Origin of the sequence: Cupriavidus sp. Agwp_2, assembly GCF_040784895.1 — a bacterium.
Classification (GTDB): Bacteria; Pseudomonadota; Gammaproteobacteria; order Burkholderiales; family Burkholderiaceae; genus Cupriavidus.
In genome coordinates, this window is record NZ_CP088084.1 from 2,177,107 (window position 1) to 2,196,762 (window position 19,656).

At 65.5% G+C, this 19,656-nt stretch carries 20 protein-coding genes; 8 read left to right on the plus strand and 12 right to left on the minus strand.

All coding sequences use genetic code 11. The features are described 5' to 3' along the window. Nucleotides 1–25: 25 nt before the first annotated feature. A complete protein-coding gene (locus LPA45_RS27580) occupies nt 26–1,408 on the plus strand; it encodes an efflux transporter outer membrane subunit (protein WP_147316308.1) in 1,383 nt (460 codons plus the stop codon). 292 nt (nt 1,409–1,700) lie between these two features. After that, on the plus strand, nt 1,701–2,465 hold the full coding sequence (locus tag LPA45_RS27585; protein WP_116323077.1) for a DUF4410 domain-containing protein: 765 nt from the start codon (nt 1,701–1,703) through the stop codon (nt 2,463–2,465). A 54-nt stretch (nt 2,466–2,519) separates the two neighbouring features. On the opposite strand, the gene LPA45_RS27590 is transcribed toward LPA45_RS27585, so the two are convergent. Further along, nucleotides 2,520–2,996 (minus strand): PaaI family thioesterase, encoded by a 477-nt coding sequence (locus tag LPA45_RS27590; RefSeq protein ID WP_116323076.1) that lies wholly within the window; start codon nt 2,994–2,996, stop codon nt 2,520–2,522. Nucleotides 2,997–3,064: 68 nt separating this feature from the next. Between LPA45_RS27590 and LPA45_RS27595 the strand changes: the two genes are divergently transcribed. From LPA45_RS27595 to LPA45_RS27610, 4 genes are all read left to right on the plus strand, one after another. After that, on the plus strand, nt 3,065–3,526 hold the full coding sequence (locus tag LPA45_RS27595; protein ID WP_116323075.1) for a MarR family winged helix-turn-helix transcriptional regulator: 462 nt from the start codon (nt 3,065–3,067) through the stop codon (nt 3,524–3,526). A 289-nt stretch (nt 3,527–3,815) separates the two neighbouring features. Then, complete coding sequence (locus tag LPA45_RS27600; protein WP_367395056.1) at nt 3,816–4,115, plus strand: PAS domain-containing protein; 300 nt, start codon at nt 3,816–3,818, stop codon at nt 4,113–4,115. A 40-nt stretch (nt 4,116–4,155) separates the two neighbouring features. Next, nucleotides 4,156–5,399 (plus strand): IS3 family transposase gene (locus tag LPA45_RS27605; RefSeq protein WP_317924294.1). Its coding sequence is split into 2 segments (ribosomal slippage): nt 4,156–4,509 and nt 4,512–5,399, totalling 1,242 coding nucleotides; the frame shifts between segments, so codons are not numbered across the junction. Nucleotides 5,400–5,639: 240 nt separating this feature from the next. Then, nucleotides 5,640–6,719 (plus strand): methyl-accepting chemotaxis protein, encoded by a 1,080-nt coding sequence (locus tag LPA45_RS27610; protein WP_367395057.1) that lies wholly within the window; start codon nt 5,640–5,642, stop codon nt 6,717–6,719. A gap of 98 nt (nt 6,720–6,817) precedes the next feature. On the opposite strand, the gene LPA45_RS27615 is transcribed toward LPA45_RS27610, so the two are convergent. The 3 genes from LPA45_RS27615 to LPA45_RS27625 are packed head-to-tail and all read right to left on the minus strand — an operon-like array spanning nt 6,818 to nt 9,250. Beyond that, nucleotides 6,818–7,825, minus strand: coding sequence for a tripartite tricarboxylate transporter substrate binding protein (locus LPA45_RS27615; RefSeq protein ID WP_116323073.1), 1,008 nt, complete (start codon nt 7,823–7,825; stop codon nt 6,818–6,820). A gap of 41 nt (nt 7,826–7,866) precedes the next feature. Continuing rightward, nucleotides 7,867–8,724: an SDR family NAD(P)-dependent oxidoreductase gene (locus LPA45_RS27620; RefSeq protein ID WP_116323072.1), complete on the minus strand. Its 858-nt coding sequence runs from the start codon at nt 8,722–8,724 to the stop codon at nt 7,867–7,869. After that, nucleotides 8,717–9,250, minus strand: coding sequence for a carboxymuconolactone decarboxylase family protein (locus LPA45_RS27625; protein ID WP_233528395.1), 534 nt, complete (start codon nt 9,248–9,250; stop codon nt 8,717–8,719). The genes LPA45_RS27620 and LPA45_RS27625 overlap by 8 nt, the downstream gene beginning before the upstream one ends. Before the next feature lie 209 nt (nt 9,251–9,459). On the opposite strand from LPA45_RS27625, the gene LPA45_RS27630 reads away from it, so the two are divergent. Then, nucleotides 9,460–10,473, plus strand: coding sequence for a substrate-binding domain-containing protein (locus tag LPA45_RS27630; RefSeq protein ID WP_116323070.1), 1,014 nt, complete (start codon nt 9,460–9,462; stop codon nt 10,471–10,473). 93 nt (nt 10,474–10,566) lie between these two features. Here LPA45_RS27630 and LPA45_RS27635 read toward each other — a convergent pair whose 3' ends face one another. The 5 genes from LPA45_RS27635 to LPA45_RS27655 form a co-directional block, all read right to left on the minus strand. After that, a complete protein-coding gene (locus LPA45_RS27635) occupies nt 10,567–10,854 on the minus strand; it encodes a LysR substrate-binding domain-containing protein (protein WP_334223315.1) in 288 nt (95 codons plus the stop codon). Continuing rightward, nucleotides 10,821–11,708 (minus strand): iron-containing alcohol dehydrogenase, encoded by an 888-nt coding sequence (locus LPA45_RS27640; RefSeq protein ID WP_317920041.1) that lies wholly within the window; start codon nt 11,706–11,708, stop codon nt 10,821–10,823. Before LPA45_RS27640 ends, LPA45_RS27635 begins: the two co-directional genes overlap by 34 nt. A gap of 110 nt (nt 11,709–11,818) precedes the next feature. Continuing rightward, the gene (locus LPA45_RS27645) at nt 11,819–13,210 is read right to left on the minus strand and encodes a tripartite tricarboxylate transporter permease (protein WP_199414715.1); all 1,392 of its coding nucleotides are present in this window, start codon (nt 13,208–13,210) and stop codon (nt 11,819–11,821) included. 56 nt (nt 13,211–13,266) lie between these two features. Further along, entirely contained in the window at nt 13,267–13,758 is a 492-nt protein-coding gene (locus LPA45_RS27650) for a hypothetical protein (protein WP_233528392.1), read from the minus strand. A 100-nt stretch (nt 13,759–13,858) separates the two neighbouring features. Then, on the minus strand, nt 13,859–15,145 hold the full coding sequence (locus tag LPA45_RS27655) for a hydroxymethylglutaryl-CoA reductase, degradative (RefSeq protein WP_116323069.1): 1,287 nt from the start codon (nt 15,143–15,145) through the stop codon (nt 13,859–13,861). A gap of 133 nt (nt 15,146–15,278) precedes the next feature. Between LPA45_RS27655 and LPA45_RS27660 the strand changes: the two genes are divergently transcribed. Further along, nucleotides 15,279–16,667 (plus strand): PLP-dependent aminotransferase family protein, encoded by a 1,389-nt coding sequence (locus LPA45_RS27660; protein ID WP_317920042.1) that lies wholly within the window; start codon nt 15,279–15,281, stop codon nt 16,665–16,667. Between the two features lie 4 nt (nt 16,668–16,671). On the opposite strand, the gene LPA45_RS27665 is transcribed toward LPA45_RS27660, so the two are convergent. The 3 genes from LPA45_RS27665 to LPA45_RS27675 all read right to left on the minus strand — a co-directional run bounded on the left by LPA45_RS27665 (nt 16,672) and on the right by LPA45_RS27675 (nt 19,647). After that, nucleotides 16,672–17,481, minus strand: a complete 810-nt coding sequence (locus tag LPA45_RS27665; RefSeq protein WP_116323067.1) for a putative hydro-lyase — start codon at nt 17,479–17,481, stop codon at nt 16,672–16,674. 26 nt (nt 17,482–17,507) lie between these two features. After that, nucleotides 17,508–18,887 carry an MFS transporter gene (locus LPA45_RS27670; RefSeq protein ID WP_116323066.1) on the minus strand — a complete coding sequence of 460 codons (1,380 nt, stop codon included), beginning with the start codon at nt 18,885–18,887 and terminating at the stop codon, nt 17,508–17,510. A gap of 520 nt (nt 18,888–19,407) precedes the next feature. Continuing rightward, complete coding sequence (locus LPA45_RS27675) at nt 19,408–19,647, minus strand: acetyl-CoA carboxylase biotin carboxyl carrier protein subunit (protein WP_116323065.1); 240 nt, start codon at nt 19,645–19,647, stop codon at nt 19,408–19,410. Nucleotides 19,648–19,656 lie beyond the last annotated feature (9 nt).

A 19,656-nucleotide genomic window follows, 5' to 3' on the forward strand; every position in this document is an offset into this window, starting at 1 on the left:
GGTTGCCGGCTTGCTGGCAGCACTGATGCTGGCCGGTTGCGTCAGCATGGCGCCGCAGTACGAGCGGCCGGACGCGCCGGTGGCCAGCGGCTGGCGCGACACCGGTGCCGCATCGTCGCCGGCCGGTGCCGATGCACGGGCCGTCGCGGAGATCGACTGGCGCGAGGTGTTCCAGGACGAACGCCTGCAGCGGGTGATCGCACTGTCGCTGCAGCAGAACCGCGACCTGCGCGTAGCCATGCTCAACATCGACAAGGCACGCGCGCAGTACCGGATCCAGCGCGCCGAGTTGTTCCCGGCGGTCAGCGCCGGCGGCGGCTACAGCGCATCGCGCGCGACGGCTTCCGTCAGCGGTACCGGCACTGCAGCGGTCAGCCGGCAGGTGTCGGCCGACGTCGGCATGACCAGCTGGGAGCTCGACCTGTTCGGCCGCATCCGCAGCCTGAAGGACGAGGCACTGGAAAACTGGCTGGCGATCGACGAGACCCAGCGCAGCACGCGCCTGGCGCTGGTGGCGGAGGTCGCGACCGACTGGCTGACACTGGCGGCGGACCGCCAGCGCCTGGCGCTCGCGCAGCAGACGCTGGCGAGCCAGCAGGAAACGCTGAAGCTGACCGAATACCAGCACGCACAGGGCATTGCGTCAGGGCTGGATCTGGCGCAGGTGCAGACCAGCGTGGAAAGCGCGCGTGTCGACGTGGCGACCTACCAGGCGCAGGTCGCACAGGATCGCAATGCACTGGAGCTTGTGGTCGGCGCGGCGGTGCCCGATGCGATGCTGCCGGGCGATACGCTGGACACGCCGGTGGCACTGGCGCCGGTCCCGGCCGGCCTGGATTCCACCGTGCTGCTGCAGCGCCCGGATGTGCTGTCGGCCGAGCATTCGCTCAAGGCCGCCAACGCCGATATCGGTGCGGCGCGCGCGGCGTTCTTCCCCACCGTCACGCTGACCGCCGCGGCCGGGCAGAGCAGCACCCAGCTCGCCGGGCTGTTCTCGGGCGTCAATTACGCGTGGTCGTTCGCGCCGAGCATCAGCGTGCCGATCTTCAATGCCGGCAGCCTGCGCGCCTCGCTGGATGCTGCGAAGATCCAGCGCGAGATCACCGTGGCGCAGTACGAGAAGGCCATCCAGACCGCGTTCCGTGAGGTCGCTGATGCCCTGGCGGTGCGCGCCACGGTTCAGCAGCGGCTGGCGGCGCAGCAGGCCCTGGTCGACGCCACTTCGCGCAGCTACAAGCTGGCCGACGCCCGCTATCGCAGTGGCGCCGACAGCTACCTGAACGCTCTCGACGCGCAGCGCTCGCTGTACAGCGCCCAGCAGAACCTGATCACGCTGCAGCTGACCGAGCGCAGCAACCGCGTGGCCCTGTTCAAGGTGCTCGGCGGGGGTGCCGATGCCGGCGCTTGAGTAGTCCGCCTTCAAGGTGCCGGACAGACGGCGCGCGCCACTGGTGCGTACCGTCTGCGCCACATCGCTCCCTCTCTGCAAGTGCCATGACATCGGACGAAATAATTCCCGCCTGGCATACAGCGGCAGCGTTTTCCATACTCTGGTCACCGCGCCGCAACGCACAGCCACACTGAGCCCCGGCGCGATGACATGCTCTCCGATGGTTTGTGATCCTGTCCCGGATCCAGCGATTGTCGGTGACAGCGCTTCAGACCACCGACGGCACGCGGGTGCCAATGAAGGATTCAAGATGCAGAACACTTTCCAGGCCATTGCCACCAAGACCAGGCGCGTGGCCATCGCCGCTCTCGCGGCCGGCGCGATGCTGACGGCTGGCTGCGCCAGCGCCGGCGTCACCGGCATCGATCAGACGGGCCTGATGCAGACGGTGCAGGCCGACGTCATCTACGTGCATGCCTTCAGCGCCGATGCCGGGCAGGTGCAGCTTGACGGGGGCCTGATGCAGAAGGTGAAGACGATGGTTGCTGGTGGCTCGACTGCCGGCGCACAAGCGCAGGCCGCCACCGAGGCGCGCGAGCAGGTGGCCAACGAGATCGTGCGTACCCTGCGGGCGCAGGGCCTGAACGCGGTCCGCTCGGACGCGCCGGCGCCGGCAAACGCCAACGCCCTGGTGGTCGAGGGCGACTTCCGCAAGATCGACGAAGGCACCAGCCGCCGCCGCCTGCTGGTCGGCCTCGGTGCCGGCAAGAGCGAGGTCGGGGCGCAAGTACGCATCTCGTACCAGCCGGCCAACGGTGCGCCGGTGCCGCTGCAGAGCTTTGTCGCCGATGCCGACAGCGGTCATATCCCGGGCGTTGCCGAGACCGCAGGCGTCGGCGCCGTGGCCGGTCACGTGGCTGTCGCCGCCGCGGCCGGCACGGGGGTGCATGGCGTGTCCGAAGTGAAGCACGACACCATCTACGCCGATGCCACGCGCCTGGGCGATTCGATCGGCAAGCAGGTGGCAGCCGCCAGCCAGGAGGAAGGGTGGATGGCGGCGCGGCCGATCAACTGATGGCAGGGCGGCGGCTGGCGGGCGACTTCCCCTGGCGTTCGCCTCGCTCGCCGGTTATTCCCGCGCGGCCGATAGCACCAGCAGGGTCGACGTACCATGGCCCAGGACGCGCCCGTCCTTCGCCAGCACGCGGGCTTCCGCGGTAATGATCTGGCGGCCCTGGGTGATCACGCGGCCTTCGACGCGAACCCTGCCTGTGTCAGGCTTGATCGGTCGGGAGAAATTTCCTTTCGTCTCGACAGTGGTGTAACCGACGCCAGCGGGAAGCAGGGAGCTGGCTGCGCAACCGGTCGCACTGTCAATCAGCGTCAGCGGCCATCCGCCGTGCACGGTGCCCATCGGATTGAGCAGTCGGGAAGACGGCTCGCCTTCGAACGCGGCGAAGCCGTCGCCGACCTCGACCAGCCAGAAGTCGAGGACCTGCGAGATGGGCGGCTGCGGAAGATGTCCGTCCACAATGGCTTGAAGAATTGCCCTGCCGTTCATGTTTGCGACGTCGGCGGGTGAGGCCAGGCCATATCGGTATTCCATCTCGTCAGATCTCCTCGTCGTTGATAATATATGCAGATACAAACAATGCATCTGCATATGCTAACGTCATGAAAAAGCGAAAGCAAGGAGAAGCCAGGACGCTGCGCGCCGACGCCGCCGGGGTTCTCGATGTCGACCTCGGCTGGTCGTCACGCCTGCTGGCGCGCAGGATCACCGCGGAACTGGATGAGGCATTGGCGCCATCGGGGCTGTCCAGCACGCAATTTGGATTGATGTGCCTGATCGCGTCAGCAACAGACGACACGCTTGGCGCATTGGCGCAACGCGCCGGGCTGAATCAATCGACCATGTCAAGGAATGTGGATCAGCTTGCCAGCGCGGGACTGGTGGAAGTCGTCATGTCCGAGGCCGATCGCCGTCGCCGCGCGGTGTGGTTGACGGAGGCGGGTGCCTTTGGCTTGCAACGGGCTCTGGCGCTGTGGGAACCCGCCCACCGCGCCTTGCATAAAAAGCTGGGGCTGGCGTCGTGCAACATGCTGGGCGACGTCACAGCAAGGCTGGCAGAGTAGCTTGAGCGGAGCCTGTCGGCTTGCTCGAGGCCGCAGCTTGCCTGGTCCGTCGAGCTCTTGGTGCAGCGGTGCCCTTTGCGCCCTGATGCAATCCGTCCGAAGGGGTAAGGGTGCATTGCAATTGCGCCAGGTCAAGCGGCAGCGATGTTCGCCGCGAACGACCTCCTCATGGTGAAGCGCATCGGGAATACTTCCGCGCGGCCCGGCGATCCGGAGCTGGGCCGGGAAACAAGGGGCGACTTTCAGGCAAAGTCGGAGCGAGGTTGCATCAAGACAGACAACCAGCCATATGAGAGTGAATCTGCCGGTCACAGACAAAGAGTACGAATTGCCATCGGGCGAGGTCATCATCACCAGGACCGATGTGCGGGGCAATATCGAATACGCCAACCAGGCGTTCTTCCGCAGCAGCGGCTACGAGCGTGCCGAGGTCATCGGCCAGCCGCAGAACATCATCCGCCACCCCGACATGCCAGCGGCCGCGTTTGCCGATATGTGGGACACCATCCGCGCAGGCACACCGTGGACCGGGGTGGTGAAGAACCGCCGCAAGGATGGCGGCTTTTATTGGGTGCTTGACCCGTCCTGAATAAGGTTGACACTTTTCTGGCTGTGACGAGGAGAGTGCCTTGGAGACGGATCGAAAGCGAACCCAGCGTGATTACACGCTGGCTTTTAAGCTGGCGGTTGTGGAGGAAGTAGAAAGAGGCGAGTTGACGTACAAGCAGGCGCAAAGCAAGTATGGAATCCAGGGCCGGTCCACGGTGCTGGTATGGTTACGCAAGCACGGACTACAGGACTGGAGCGGCACGTTGCCACAGGGCACCCGGTACGCCACGATGGGAAAACAAGACAAAGCCAAGCCCCGTACCCCTGAGCAGCGGATCAAGGAGCTGGAGGCTCAGTTGCGCGAAGCGCAGGAGAAAGCGCGGCTGTTCGAGACGGTGATCGACGTGATTCAGAAGGAGCACGGGGTTCGCATCGTAAAAAAGCCTTCGGGCAAGTCCTCGCGCAAGAGCTCATCCAAGGGCTAAGCGTTAGCAGGGCTTGCCGTTACTTCGGCATCAGCCGCCAGGCATACTACAAGCGCCGCGACAGTGAGCTTAGGCAGGCCGCCCGGGATGCCAGGATTTGCGCGCTGGTCACCGAGGTGCGACTGCGCCAGCCGCGCATAGGCACTCGCAAACTGCAGCGGGTGCTGCAGGTGCCGTTGGAGAAGGCGGATATCCGAGTGGGCCGTGATCGGCTGTTCGATGTCCTGCGCGCGGCGCGGCTGCTTGTGAAGCCGCATCGGGCGTATCACAAGACCACCAACAGCCATCACCGCTTCCGACGCCATCCCAACCTACTCAAGGACGGGCCGCAGAAGGTGGTGCCTACCGCCGCCGAACAGGTCTGGGTGGCTGACATTACGTATCTTCCCACCGCCGGGCAGACGGTCTATCTGAGCCTCGTCACGGATGCCTGGTCGCGAAAGATCGTGGGCTACCACGTCCATGACGGCCTGCAGACCGAGCAAGTAAGCCAGGCGCTGAAGATGGCGCTACGCTCGCGCCAGTCCCGGCAGGCGCTGGTGCACCATTCGGACCGAGGAATTCAATACTGCGCCACCTACTACCAGGCCATCCATCAGCGGCATGGCCTGACCTGTTCCATGACCGACGGCTACGACTGCTACCAGAACGCCATGGCAGAGCGCATCAACGGCATCCTCAAGAGCGAATTCCTGCTGAACCGACCGGCTGATCTGCAGCAAGCGGCTCGCATGGTAAGGGAGTCAGTTGAGATCTATAACCGTGAACGCCCCCATCAAGCCCTGAAATACAAAACGCCCGATGAGGTTCATCGGGCGTCCGTTGCTATGGGTTGCTAGGTTCAAATGACCCAGCAGAACCTGTCAACCTATGTCAGGACTTGACAGCTGGCCAATGTCACGCCGGTCTTCCAGGACGGCAAGCCCGCGGGCTACCTGTCGGTGCGGACCAAGCCGGCGCGGGCCCAGATTGCCGCGGCAACGCGCCTTTACGCCGATCTGCAGCGCGGGGCGCATTCCCGCTGGCGTTTGTCGGGCGGCGAAGCTTTCCGCGGGGGCGCCGCAGGTGTCATCCAGCGCATGCTGCGGCTGCCTGTGGTGGCGCGCCTGCTCGCGGTCCAGTTCGCGCAGATCGTGCTGATCCTGATGGCGGCGGCGGGTGCGACGTTCTGGTCGGCTGCGCCTGCCGTCACCTGGACGCTGGCCGGGGCGGCCGCTGCGCTGTGCGGCGCGGCCGCCTGCTATCTGGTGCTGAACATACTCAGGCCGTTGATGGGCTTGAACCGCAGCGCGCTGGCCGTGCTGTCCGGGCAGTTGCAGCACCGCTTTCCCGAGTGCGGCGACGCGCAGACGCATCGGCTTGGCCGCTTCCTGAACCAGATGAATGCGCGTCTGGTCGGCGTGCTGCTGGATACGCGGACGTCGATCGCCGGCGTATGGCAGCCTTCCGTCGGACTGGCAAGCGGCAATGCCGACCTGTCCGGGCGGACCGAGCAACAGGCCAGCGCCATTGAAGAAACGACCGCCACGCTCGCGCAGATCACGGAGACCGCCTGGCAGAATGCGAGCGATGCCGAACAGGCCCACCAGGCAGGGCGCCGTACGGCCGAGGCAGCTTGCGCAGCCGCAGGTGGGGTGCGCCGCGCGGCCACGATGATGGAACAGCTCAGCACACAGTCGCGCAAGATTGCCGAAATCACCTCGGTCATCGACGACATCGCCATGCAGACCAACCTGCTGGCCCTGAACGCCGCGGTGGAGGCGGCACGCGCGGGACAGCACGGGCGCGGCTTCTCGGTGGTGGCGGGTGAGGTGCGCATGCTGGCCCAGCGCTCCGAGGCGGCCGCCAAGCAGATCAAGGCGCTGATCGAGAACTCGCTCGAAGTGGTAGAGGCCAGCACTGCGGCTGCGGCCAGTGCCGGCAGCGAAATGGACCGTGTCGAACAATCCGTCTCGGCGCTGATCGGGACGATTTCGGCGATTGCCAATGCCAGCAGGGGCCAGAGCGTCGAGATCGAGCAGACCAGCGCGGCGGTCGAGCAACTGACGCAGATCACGCAGATGAACGCGTCACTGGTCGAGGAGTCCGCCGCGGCGGCGTTGGGGCTGAAGCAGCAGGCCCAGGCGCTGGAAGACGCGGTGAACGTCCTTGCGAGCTAGGTGGCGCCGGGCGGCAAGAAGCCCGGAGAGACAATCGGCTTTCCGGGCTTTCCCACTCGGGTGGCGGAAGACAGCCGAGGTGGCCTATGGAACGGGCCTCAGTCCAGGTGGATCTGGTTGGCTCTTGCGATGTCCTGCCATACCAGCAGGTCGGCTCGCACCGTCTGCGCGAATTGCTCCGGCGTCTTCAGCGGTGGGTCGACAAGGTTGAGTTGCAGGAACCGCTCGCGCAGTTCAGGCGCTGAAAGCGTACCCAGAATCTCGCGGTGTACCGCCGCCACCACGGATTGGGGTGTTCCTTTGGGAGCGAAGACCCCATACCAGGCATCGGTATCGAAGGGGTAGCCTTGTTCCGTCATGGTTCGCAACGCTGGCAGCGCCGGTCCCCGGTGAGAGCCGGTGATGGCAATGCCGCGCAGCTTTCCGCTTTGGATCAGGGGCACCGAACTGGTGGCATCGACGAAGGCGACCTGGATCCGCCCGCCCTGCATGTCCTGGTAAATCTGACTGATTGTCTTGTAGGGAACGTGGCGGATATCGAGGCCGTTCCGGCGCTTCAGGGACTCCATGACCAGTTGCCCCGTCGATCCTGGCCCCCAGGTTGCGTAGTCGTATTTGCCGGGGTTTGCCTTCACCAGCGTCACGAAGGTCTTGAGATCCTGCGCCGGGAAGTCGTTGGAAACCACCAGGTGGATGCCGCCGGAGAAGATCTGTGCCACCGGCACCAGGTCACGCGTCACGTCGAATGGAAGTTTGTTCAGCAACGCCTGGCTGATGACGGTCGATGACGAACTGGCAAACAGCAGCGTGTAGCCATCGGGAGCAGCCTTTGCCACGGCGTCGACGCCAATGACGCCGTTGGCGCCGGGGCGGTTGTCCACGACCACAGGTTGCTTCAGTGCCCGACTCAGCCGTTCCGCAAAAATTCGCGCGATCGTGTCAGGGCCGCTGCCACCTGCGCTCGGAAGAATCAGCCGCACTGGCCGCGCGGGCCAGGTGTCTGCGAGCGCTGTGCTGGTCGTGCAGGCTAAGGCGAGCCATGCACACCACGCTAAGTATCGTGACGCCACGGCAGCCAGGCCGGCGTGTGGATTCCAGATTTTCATTCGTGTCTCCTCCTTGGTATGCCCGGTCGGCGCCGGGTGGCTCAGGCTGCGGCGCGCACGGCACCGATGGACAGTCCGCCATCCACGACCAGCATCTGCCCGTTGACGTAGGAGGACTCGGCGCTGATCAGGAAGAGCGCGGCGTTGGCGACTTCCCAGCCCGTTCCCTGCCTGCCAAACGGCAGCGGGCGCGCCGCGCGCGACGGTCGGGCGCGGGAGGCGTCGCGTCCCATTGGCGTGTCGATCAAGCCAGGCGCGAGCACGTTGGCGCGCAGGCCTGTGCCTTGCCCGGCAAAGGCGACGGCGCGACCGAGCGCCATCAGCCCGGCCTTGGACGATTCATAGGCCGGCAGGCCGCTCAGAGGCGAAATCGCCGCAGTGGAGGCGACGAAAACGACCGCGCTGCCCGGTGGCATGACCGCCGCCGCCTCTTGCGCGCAGAACATTGGCGCCCGCAGGTTCAGGTCTTGTACACGATCCCAGTCGGCAGGATTCTCGCTGCCGAAGCGGTTCTGGTTGCCGATGCCGACATTGACGACCAGCCCGTCCAGGCCATCCATGGCCGAGACGGCTTCGCGCACCATCCGCGCAATCTGGGCAGGGTCGGAAACGTCAGCTTGCACGACGAAGCCCCGGCCCCCTTCGCGAGCGATCCAGTCAGCTGTGCCTTGGGCGGCACCGGGGTCGATGTCGGCGCAAGTCACTGCCGCACCCTCGCGCGCAAACAGCACGGACATGGCCCGGCCGTTTCCGACGGAAGGGACCTGATCCACGGTCTGGCGCTGGCCAGCGCCGACCACCAGGATACGACGGCCGGCAAGGCGCCCCTCGCGCCGGACAGTGCCCAGCGCGGGCGCGAAAAGTTGTTGGTCAGGACGCGGTTGCAGGGTATCAGTCACGGGGCATCTCCAGATGTTCAATCGGCGGGTTCTCAATATCGACTTCCAGGTTTTCCAGCAGGCGTGACACCAGCATGTAGTAGCCGATGGTCACCAGCAGTTCCATGGTCTGCTGGTCTCCAAGTTCCTTCGCTATGCGCGCATAGAGTTCCTCGGGCGCCTTGACGTCCCGCACCACGGCATCGGTGAACGCGACCACCAGCGCCTCGCGCGGGTCGAGGCCGTCGGTGGACTCCGGCCTGAGGACAGCTTCGATCTTTGCCTGGGGCAAGCCGGCGGCGCGCGCCACCCGGCGATGTTGGTGGATCTCGTAGGTAGCCCTGCACAGTGCGCCCACCCTGAGGATGGCCAGTTCGCGCAGCGTTGCGGGCAGCGCGGATCTGGTGAGAATGGCGCGCCCCAGCGACAGGAAGCCGATAGCGGTCTCGGGCGCGTTGGGAAGGATCCGGTACAGGTTGAGCGGCGGACGGCCGCGCACCAGCTCGCCGAGCGGGCCGGTCACTTCGTTGACGTCAAAATATGGCATGCGAGCCATAGGGTCTCCTCTGGCCGCGTTGGCGCGGCGCATGGTTGATGGGTAAAGCGGTGGGTCTCCGGTGCGGGCACCGGCGGCGCCTCTATACAGAATTCGGAAAACGTTTTCAGAGCGGCAAAACACTGAAAAACGGCGTGGTGGTAAATTAGCAGTCGGAAAAAATGGCGTCCAACTGTGGAACGTTTTCATTAGGGAAGACCATGACGCAACGCGTATCGGTGAGGGATGTAGCTGAGGCTGCGGGCGTTTCAATCGGCAGCGTGTCGCGTGTGTTGAATGAAACGGGTTACGCAAGCGCTGCACTGCGCGCACGGGTCCTGGCTGCCGTGGACAAGCTGGGGTATGCGCCAAGCTTTGCCGCGAAACACCTGCGCACAGGTCGCAGCCACACGGTCGGATACCTGGTCTCGAACATTCGCAATCCGCTGCTGGCTGCCCATTTCAGCGAGGTGGAGCGTCACCTGCAGGCGGCCGGCTATTCGGTCATTGTGGGAAATACGCTGGACCAGCCTCACCGCGATCGTGAACTGGTCACACTCTTCGAGACGCGGCGGCTTGAGGGCATCATTGCCGCGCCCAGTGTGGAGAGCGAGTCGCCCGCGGACTTTGTGTTCCGTGCATGTGGCCTGCCCGTTGTCATTCTTGACAGGGAGACACCAACGCCGATGGATGCGGTCATGCTCGACCATCGCGCCGGCGTGCGGCAGTCAGTGGACTACCTGGTTTCCCTTGGCCATCGCCGCATTGCCTTGTTCGGCCCCGGTGAGCACATTCGGCCGGGGCGCGAGAAATTGTTGGGGTACCAGGATGGCCTTCAGGCAGCGGGGATCCCTTATGACCCGGCACTGGTATTCATGTCACGGTCTGCGGTGGATTCCTCGCGAGCGCAGATGAGCGCGATGCTTGCCCTTAAAGAGCCACCCACCGCAATGATCGGGCTTGGCACCCGCTTGCTCTCGGGTGCCATCTATGCGGCGCGGAAAGCCGGGTTGGATATTCCGCGAGACCTTTCCGTGATAGGCATTGGTACCCCGGAAACACTGGAGCTGATGTATCCCCCGCTGACAACGCTGCGCTTCAATATCGAAGCGGCGGCGCAAGCAGCGGCGCAGTTGATGCTGGACAGACTGGAGGGCGTGGTCGATGTCCCCGCACGCCAGGTAAATCTGCCGTTGGATCTCGTGCTCGGCGAGTCCTGTGCGATGCGAAAGTGACGGCGTTGGGAGTAGCCGACGGCGAGCTTTGCAGGGCGATGGCAGCGCGCAGGCCTGCCATCTCCATCGGCGATGGTGCGATGGCGGACATCGTCAGGACCGCCGGCGCAACCGTGGACTAGGCGCCAGATCGGAAGCGGCAGCGATGATCGCCTGTGCCGATGGGCACAGGTGGTCGACCAGCTTGCGCGCAGCGACGGGCAAGGCTTCGTAGGATCGGATGCAAAGGTTCAGCTTGCGGTGTGCCCAGGGCGCATCAAGCCTGACCACGCGGATAGCCATGGTCCGGGCATAGCGCTGCGCCAGGCTGACCGGCAGGATGCCGATGCCCATGTCGGATTCCACCATCAGGCAGACGGCATCGTAGCTGTTGACTTGCATGCGGAATTTAGCCGGCACGCCATGCTCGCTGGCATGGCGCAGCAATTGCATATTGATGTAGCCAGCGGGCACTGCGTGAAGGCAGCCAGCGCTTCCGGGGCGCTGGCGTCCGCCAGTTGCGGCAGGTGTCGGAGGTACAACGCAATGGCTTGCTCGGCCAACAGGCTGGCAAAAGGATGGGGCGAAGACGAGCAGGCCGTGTTGATCGCATGGTCCAGGCCACGGACGCCGGTTGACCACAGCAGCCGAACCGGTGTCTGCCGCAGCAGCGCTGGGTCGTAGAGGATTGCCTGCGGCGAGCCGTCGGGAACCACGAAGCGGGCCTTCAGCCGGGTTTCGTCGTCGACCGGCGTGCTGACCGGGGTCCACTCCGACGTGGCCAGCGTCGTCGGAATCGCAATCTGCCGGATCGCCGCGGGGGCGTGCGAGGTGGTCAGCATCTCGGTGCCGTCGGCGGACAAGACGAACTGCAGCCTGAGCAGGGACTCGCGGTCGCAGGCGTTTTCGGAGATGCAGAGTTGCATCGCCTTGCACATGTCCATGACCGACCCGCCACCAACCGACACGATCACGTCCGCGCGGGCCTCGCGCACCTGCCTGGCTGCCTTCAGCACATTGGACAGGGGCGAATGCTCCCCCACTTCATCGGTGAGGCCGACGATCAGCTCGCCAAGCCGCGCCTGCAAGCGGTCGATCCATGTCGTCTTCGTCCGGATCGAGCGCGAGCACACGACGAAGACGCGGCGATACCCGAATAACGCCAGCACGTCCGGCAGGGCGTCGATGGCCGAAACGTTGTGGAAGACGCGCTCATGCCCGGTAAAGCGGTAGCGCCTGGGTTCGGTGTGCTGCATCTGACATCCTTGCAAAGTGTGGAAAGGTTGCCAGATGATCGCGCCGCGCTTGCCGTCGGCAAATCAGTGAATCGAGAATCCGCCATCGCGGATTGCGATGGCAGAACCCGTCACAGGCCGATCAGCTTCAGCAATGCCGGCACCGTCAGCACCGCCGTGTAATACCCCATGAACTGCACGCCGGTATTGAAGCCGATAACCCGCGAGAGCAAGCCGCCCAGCAGGCCCATCGTCAGGATGACCAGCAGCCCGACCAGGCCGCCCTCCCAGACGCTGATTACCAGGATCAGTCCGACGAACGTCCCGATGATGGCCTCGTGCGAAATCCTGCGCGAGACGAACAGCGCCGAGCGGCGGGCGAAGTTCATGGCGAACGGGTAGGCGACCAGCGCGGCGAGCGCCACCGCAAGCAGGCCATAGCCAAGGAACTCCCAGTGGCTCAGCAAGTTGTGCAGGTTGTGCGTCTGGCCGGTTCCGGCATCGACGGTGAAGACCGGCGGTGCGTTGAACAGCGGTGCGGCGGGACCGGCGGCGACCGGGCTGAGCGGCAAGCCAAACGCGATGAGCGGGATGAGCGCCTCAGCGATGTAGGTGGCCTCGGTGACGCCGTTGCGCACGCTCAGCACGGTGGTCAGGCGGTGATACGCGTGCCGGATGCGCGTCCCGACCACTTCGCCCAGCACCACCGTCATGGCGACCGGACTGAAGACGAACGTCGCGCTGGACACGGCGGCGGCGCCGATCGTCCATTTCACCTGGCTTTTGTCGAGCACGCGCGCCGGATTGGGGAAATAGCCGGACCAGCCCTTGACGTCGGGCGCCAATGCGAACGCGCGGACCTTATCCCGGCGCATACGTTCACGCTCCTTGGGCGAGAGCATGGAGAACAGGTCCGCGATCAGCGGTCCGATGGCAATACCCAGGAAGTAGCTGATGCTCAGCTTGCTGCCGAACTTGGCAGTCATGGCCTGCAGCGCCACGATGACGATCACGAACGGCACCAGCGTTGCCACCGAGGCCCATTTTCCGGACGAGCAGTAGGCGATGGCCACCGCTGCCGCGACGAAGATCCACGGCGCTGCCTTGGTAATCGTTGCACCGAACGGCGCGAGCATGACGGCGAACAGCACTGCCAGCGGCACCGAGACGAAGGCCGCGATGATGGCACCGGAAATCATCTTGCGCAGGGCAATATGCGGCACCCCGAGGTTGCGCAGGTGATTGGCGTCCTCCAGCAGCGGCGTGGCCATCGTGTCGCCCGGGATGCCGAGCAGCGCGGTAGGGATGGCGTGGGTCATGTGCTTGGCCACGGCGCCGGCGAGGAAGAAGGTGAACACACCTTCGGGCGGCGCGCCCAGAAGCACCACCAGCAGCGTCAGCGGCGCCAGCGTGGTGGTTTCGTCCGTCCCGGAAATCAGGCCGATGGCGGCGAACGCGATGGCACCGGCCAGCCCCCAGGCGGCCGCGACGAGGAGATGGGTCAGCAATACGGATTCGATCATGATGGCGTCTCCGGCAAGGAATGGTGTCAGGCGGCGTCAGGCGGTGTCAGGCCGCGTCAGGCGCTCGGATCCGCCAGCACGGCGGTCCGTGGCGTGGCCAGGCGCGGCGGACCATTGCCCGCCGTATGGTTGTGCTCATGGGAGGCGAAGAGATCGTAGAGCTGCAGCTCCTTCATCTCCTGGCGGACGGCGGCAGGCAGATCGGCGATCGATCCGAGCCCGCCGGGCTGGCCGGCGAGCGTGGCGAGGACGTCGTCGCGCCAGCGCGGATCGCCAGGCTCGCCCTCGATCACTTGCCGCTTGGGACGGAACAGCACCGCGCAGATTACGCCGGCCAGCAGGCAACCGCCCAGCCCCGCCAGCATTGCGTAGGCCCTGGCCAACTCGGGCGAACTGGCCAGGCCAGCCAGCAGGCGCGCCGCGACAAGGAATCCGCCAAGGCTGACAACCGCGCCGATCACGATCGACCAGGCGAGGTGTCGGGTATCTGCGGTGTCGCCCCAGACTTCGATCAGGCGCAGTGGCGCCGAAGCTTCGTTGGTGTGCATGGGTTGTCTCCTGTCCCGATGGTCTGCGCCGGGTCGACGTCTGCGGCCCGGCTCCATCTGTCGTGTGTATGTAGTCAAGCGGCGGTGCGGCGGGGTGAAATCAGCGCGTGCGCAGCTCTGCCAGCAGGGCCACCGCGCGATCGGTACGCACATCCTTTTCGGTCGCCATCCGCTTCGCGATGGCTTCGATCTCGCCGCCCACCGCGCCGGCGACCAGCGCGATGTTGCGGGCGTGCAGGGCCATGTGGCCGCGCTGGATGCCCTCGGTGGCCAGCGCGCGCAGCGCGCCGAGATTCTGCGCCAGCCCGACCGCCACCGCGACTTCGCCAAGCTCCTGGGCCGACCTGACATCGAGGATTTTCAGTGCCACGCGTGCCAGCGGGTGCGTCTTGGTGGCGCCGCCGACAAGCCCGACCGGCATCGGCATCTCGATCGTGCCCACCAGCGCACCGGCGGCGTCCTTCTCCCAATGGGTGAGCGAGGTGTACCTCCCGCCACGGCATGCGTAGGCATGCGCGCCAGCCTCGACCGCGCGCCAGTCGTTGCCGGTGGCGACGATGAGCGGGTCGATCCCGTTCATGATGCCCTTGTTGTGCGTGGCGGCCCGGTACGGGTCGATGGCGGCAAAGGTGTACGCGTCGATCACGCCGTCGATGATCTCGGCGCCGCTGCGCTCGGGGGTGGCAAGCGCCGCCTCGGTCAGCCGCACGCGCGCCCGTGCCAGCCGCAGGTCGGCAAGGTTGGACAGGATGCGCAGCCGCACCGAGCCGCCTGTCAGTGTCTCCACCAGCGGCGACACGGCCTCGGCCATCGTGTTGACGGTGTTCGCACCCATCGCGTCGCGCACGTCCACGATCAGGTGCAGCACGATCATGGGGCCGCGGGGGGTGTCGGGAAAGACATGGACCTCGATGTCGCGGCAACCGCCGCCAAGGCCGATCAGCACCTTGTCGCGGCTGTTCGCCACGGCAAGGATCTCGTCGCGGCGCTTCAGCAGCGCCAGCCGTGCGCCATAGGGATCGCCGATGCCCAGCACCTGGACCTGGGCGCGCATCAGCGGCCCCGTGCTCGATGCCTCGAAGCCGCCGCACTCGCGTGCGAGTTTTGCCATGTATGAGGCGGCGGCCACCACCGAGGGCTCCTCGACGACCATCGGCACCAGCACGTCGCGGCGGTTGACCTGGAAGTAGCCGGCGATGCCGAACGGCAATTCGAAGGTGCCGACGACGTTCTCGATCATGCCGTCAGCAAGGCCTGCCCCCAGCGCACCGGGCTGCGCCACGAGACGGGCTTCCTCCGGCGTGAGCGACGCGGCACCCACGATGTGATCGAGGCGCTGCGCCGGCGTCAGCGCGCGGAAATTGGGCAATACGGAACTGGTAGCCATCGGTGTCTCCATCCTTTCGGGGCATGTGGAATGGGACACAGCTTAGGGACACTGTACCAGTGAATAAAGGTACAATTTTTCGGGACAGTGGCCGCCCACCCCCGGCGAGTCCTTTTGCGCATCGCCGTCCCCAATGCCCCGCAAACGCCCCGCGATCGCCACCACGCTGGCCGACTCGCTCGCCAGGCAAGTCGCCGAAGGCGCCTACCGCCCGGGAGAGCGGCTGCCGTCGCTGCGCGACGTGGCACAGATGCATGGCTACAGCAAGAACACGGTGGTGGCGGCGTTCGAGATGCTGGTGGCGCGCGGCCTGGTGGAGCCGCGCCGAGGCGCGGGATACTTCGTGCTGGCGGGACCGCCGAAATCGACGCAAGCCGAGGAGGCCGGTTCGCTCGGGCGCGCGATGGATATCGTCTGGCTCATGCGGGAACAGCTGAAGAGCCGGCCGGATGTGCTGGCGGTGGGAGACGGTTTTCCTCCCGTCGAATGGCTGTCGGAAGCGCGGCTCGACAAATACCACCACAAGGTGGTGCGGACCGGACTGGGATCGCTATTCCGGTACGGCCACCGCTTCGGCTATGAGCCGCTGCGCACCCACCTTGTACGCAAGCTCGCCGACATCGGCGTTGGCGCCGATCCCCGTCAGATCGTATTGACGCACGGCGCCAACGACGCGTTGGACCTCGTGATCCGCTACTTCGTGCCGGCCGGCGCCCCTGTCCTTGTAGACGACCCCGGCTACTATCCCTTGTTCGGCAAACTGAAGCTGGCGAACGCGCGCATCATCGGCGTGCCGAGGCTAGCCGACGGTCCGGACCTGGAAGCGCTCGAACGCCTGCTGCTGACAGAGCGCCCGCGCCTGTTCTTCACGCAATCATTGGCGCACAACCCGACCGGATCGGATTTGTCGGCTGCCAAGGCCTACCGCGTGCTGCAACTGGCCCAGCGCTTCAACTTGCTGATTGTCGAGAACGACGCCCTCACGGATTTCAAGCCTGCCACCTTGCCCAGGCTGGCTGCGCTGGACCAGCTGGAGCGCACGATCTATGTCGGCAGTTTTTCCAAGTCGTTCTCTGCCGCCCTGCGAGTGGGGTACATCGCCTGCGGCGCCGATCTTGCCAGCGATCTCGCGGACCTGAAGGCACTGATCCATGTCAGCAGTTCGGAATACTGCGAGCGTACCGTCGACGTCATCCTGAGCGAGGGACACTACCAGCGCTACATCGCCAGGTTGCGCGCGCGCCTGGCGCATGCCACGGAGCAGGCGCTGGCGCTGTTCGACCGGCTTGATGCCAGCGTCTTCGCACGGACCGGGCAAAGCCTGTACCTGTGGGGCACGCTGCCTGGCGTGACGGATTCCCTGCCGATCGCCCAGGCGTTGCTCGCAAGAAAAGTCATGATGGCGCCCGGGCGGGTATTTCGCGTCGACTCCGAGGCGGTCTCGCCCTGGTCGCGCTTCAACGTGGGCGCCGTGCTGGATCCGCGATTCGAGCTGGCGGTGCGGGACTTGCTGCAGCGATAGCGGCTCAAATAAGCCTGACGTCCTCGATCGCCACGTCACCCACCAGCATGTAGCCCGGCGCATGCGTGATACACAGCGGCAGTCGCGCCTGCACGGCCGCGGCCTGGGGTGTCACGCCGCAACCCCAGAAGACCGGGATCTCGCCTGGCAGGATGGCGGTGGGCTCGCCTTCGTCGGGACGGTTGATGTCCGCAATGCCAATGGCAGACGGATCGCCGGCGTGCACTGGCTTGCCGTGCGCCGCCGGCAACGCGGCGCAGATTTCGCTGGCGTGCGCGGCCTGCCCGGGCGTATAGGGCCGCATCGACACCACCATCGGCCCCCGGAACGGCCCTGCCGGCGTGGTTTCGATGCTGGTGCGGTACATCGGCACGACCTTGCCTTCATCGACATGCCGCACCGCCAGGCCGGCGCGCTGCAGCGCATCTTCGAAGGACAGCGAGCATCCCAGCACGAAGCCGACAAAGTCGTCGCGCCACAAGGCGCTGATGTCGTCGCACTCTTCAGCCAGCTTGCCATCGCGCCAGACGCGGTAGCGCGGCAGGTCGGTGCGCAGGTCGATATCCTCGCCCAGCCCCGGCACCAGCGGCGAGCCCGGCCCGGTCATGCCGATCAGCGGGCAGGGCACGGGATTGGCACGGCAGTAGGCGAGGAAATCATCGGCCCACTGGCGTGGCAGGATCATCAGGTTGCCCTGCACGCGGCCGGGCGCCATGCCGGCGGTGTGCCCGCGCCACGCGCCGCTGCGGATGGCGGCGCGCGCGCCGGCGGGGCTGGCTGCCCAGCCGGGCAGCGCAACGGTAGCGTCATGCATATTGGTCGCTCCAGGCTGGTGTCGCATTACCGCAGGGCCTCGCGCGCGGTTTCCCTGACGCCCAGCAGCCCAAGCAATGCGATGACCGATCCGCCCATCAGCAGGTATGCGGGGGAGAGCAGGTTGCCGGTGGCGCCGATCAGTGCGGTGGCCACGTATGGTGTCACGCCGCCGCCGAGGATCGCGCCCAGGTTGAAGCTGAAGGCCATCCCGGAATAGCGCACGCGGGTCGGGAACTGCTCGGCGTAGGTGGGGTAGCCGACGGACTGTACGATCGGCATCGGCAGCGCCACGATCAGCATGGCGAGGAAGGCCAGGCCGATGCTCTGCTGGTCCATCAGCATCATCATCGGCACCACCAGCACGGTGTAGCCCACAAAGCCGATGGCGAGCACCTTGCGCCGGCCCAGGCGGTCGGACAGGCCGCCCCAGAATGGCATCAGCACCGCCATGGTGAGGCTGACGAAGGCCATGATCCAGTAGACGGTGGTCTTGTCGTACTTGAGGTAGGTGGTCATGTAGATATTCATGAACACCAGGCCCACCCAGTAGCCCACGTTTTGCCCGAAGGACAGTACCAGCACCTTGAGCACGGCAGGCGTGTGCAGGCTGAATACTTCCTTCAGCGGTGCCTTGGGCGGTTCGCTGTGCTGCTGGAACTGCTGGAACGCCACCGATTCTTCCACGCGCTTGCGCACCAGGAACGAGATCATCACCATCGGGATCGCGCTCAGGAACGGGATGCGCCAGCCCCATGCGGTCATGGCTTCGCTGCCGAGGATGGAACTGGTCAGGCCGCACACGGTTGCCGCCAGCGCGCCGCCGATGGCCACGCCCACCGGCGTGAACGCGCCAAAGAAGCCGCGCCTGCCGTGTGGCGCCGATTCGGCCACGTACGCGGCCGCGCCGGTGACTTCGCCGCCGGCGAAGAACCCTTGCACCAGCCGGATCAGCAAGAGCAACAGCGGAGCCACGAGGCCCGCGGTCGCGGCAACGGGCAGTACGCCGATGGCGGCGGTGGCCACACCCATGCCGATCACGGTGACCAGCAGCACGGCGCGACGGCCGATGCGGTCGCCGAGGCGGCCCAGCACGATGCCGCCGATCGGGCGCATCAGGAAGGCACTGCCGAATACCGCGAGGATCGCCAGCAGCGACGCGGTGGCGTTGTTGCTCGGAAAGAACAGCGGCCCGATGGTGGCGGCCAGGTAGCCATAGATGCCGAACTCGTAGTACTCGATGGCAGTGCCGGCAGCGGCGGCCACCGCGGCCTTGCGGGCCACGGCGACATCGCCGCTCGCCGGGGCAGAGGTGTGAGCCGAAGCTGGGGTCGAAGCCGGGGTCGAAGCCGGGGCGGAAGCGGGGGCATCCGCCAGCGGCAGCGTGGAAGTGGGGGCGTTGGACATGATCACGTTTCCAGAAGCAGGGTAAAAGAAGCCGCGCGGGCTGCCGGTGGCAGCCCGCGGGTCCCGGGGTCTGAGCATGAATACCCGGTACGCTGCGCCGCCATCTTCGCGGCTGCGTACCTGTTGTTGTTAATGGACTGCCGGATTTATCAGGTCAGTCCTCACCGCATTCACAGCGTTAATGCACGCCTGGAAGCTCTGATTTTCTATTCAGCAACAAGCGTGCCAGTAAAAATCAACTGCGAAAATCCGTGAAAATAAACGCAACGGGTCCTGGTCGGTGATGACCATGCATTTTTCTGTCTCCGTTTATTCGGCTGCCCGGCAATGAACTGACCGGGTGCATGCCGTGTTCCCTTGCGGGGCATGGCATGCACTATTGTCGTCGTATTGCTGCCCGTTCTTTTTTTGAAGCGTGGGCCGGCCGATTATTTTCTTCTGATAATCCGACCTGTAGATGGCCGGCGAGGATGAGGCCTGAAAAAATCAAGCCATGGCAAGCGATGACTGGTCCGGAAATTCAGGCGGCCAGAATAAAAGCACCCAATACCTGGCCTTCTTCGACCGGCTCGCCTTCACCGACCAGATACTCGGCCACATAACCGTCAGCGGGCGCTTCCACGGGAATTTCCATCTTCATCGATTCGATAATCACCAGCGTGGCATCGCGCGCTTGCGCGACATTGGGCGCGGCCACGATCTTCCACAAGGTGCCGGTGGTCTCGGCGACGATGGGCAAGGCATTCGGTTGGTCTGGCATGGGGGCGTC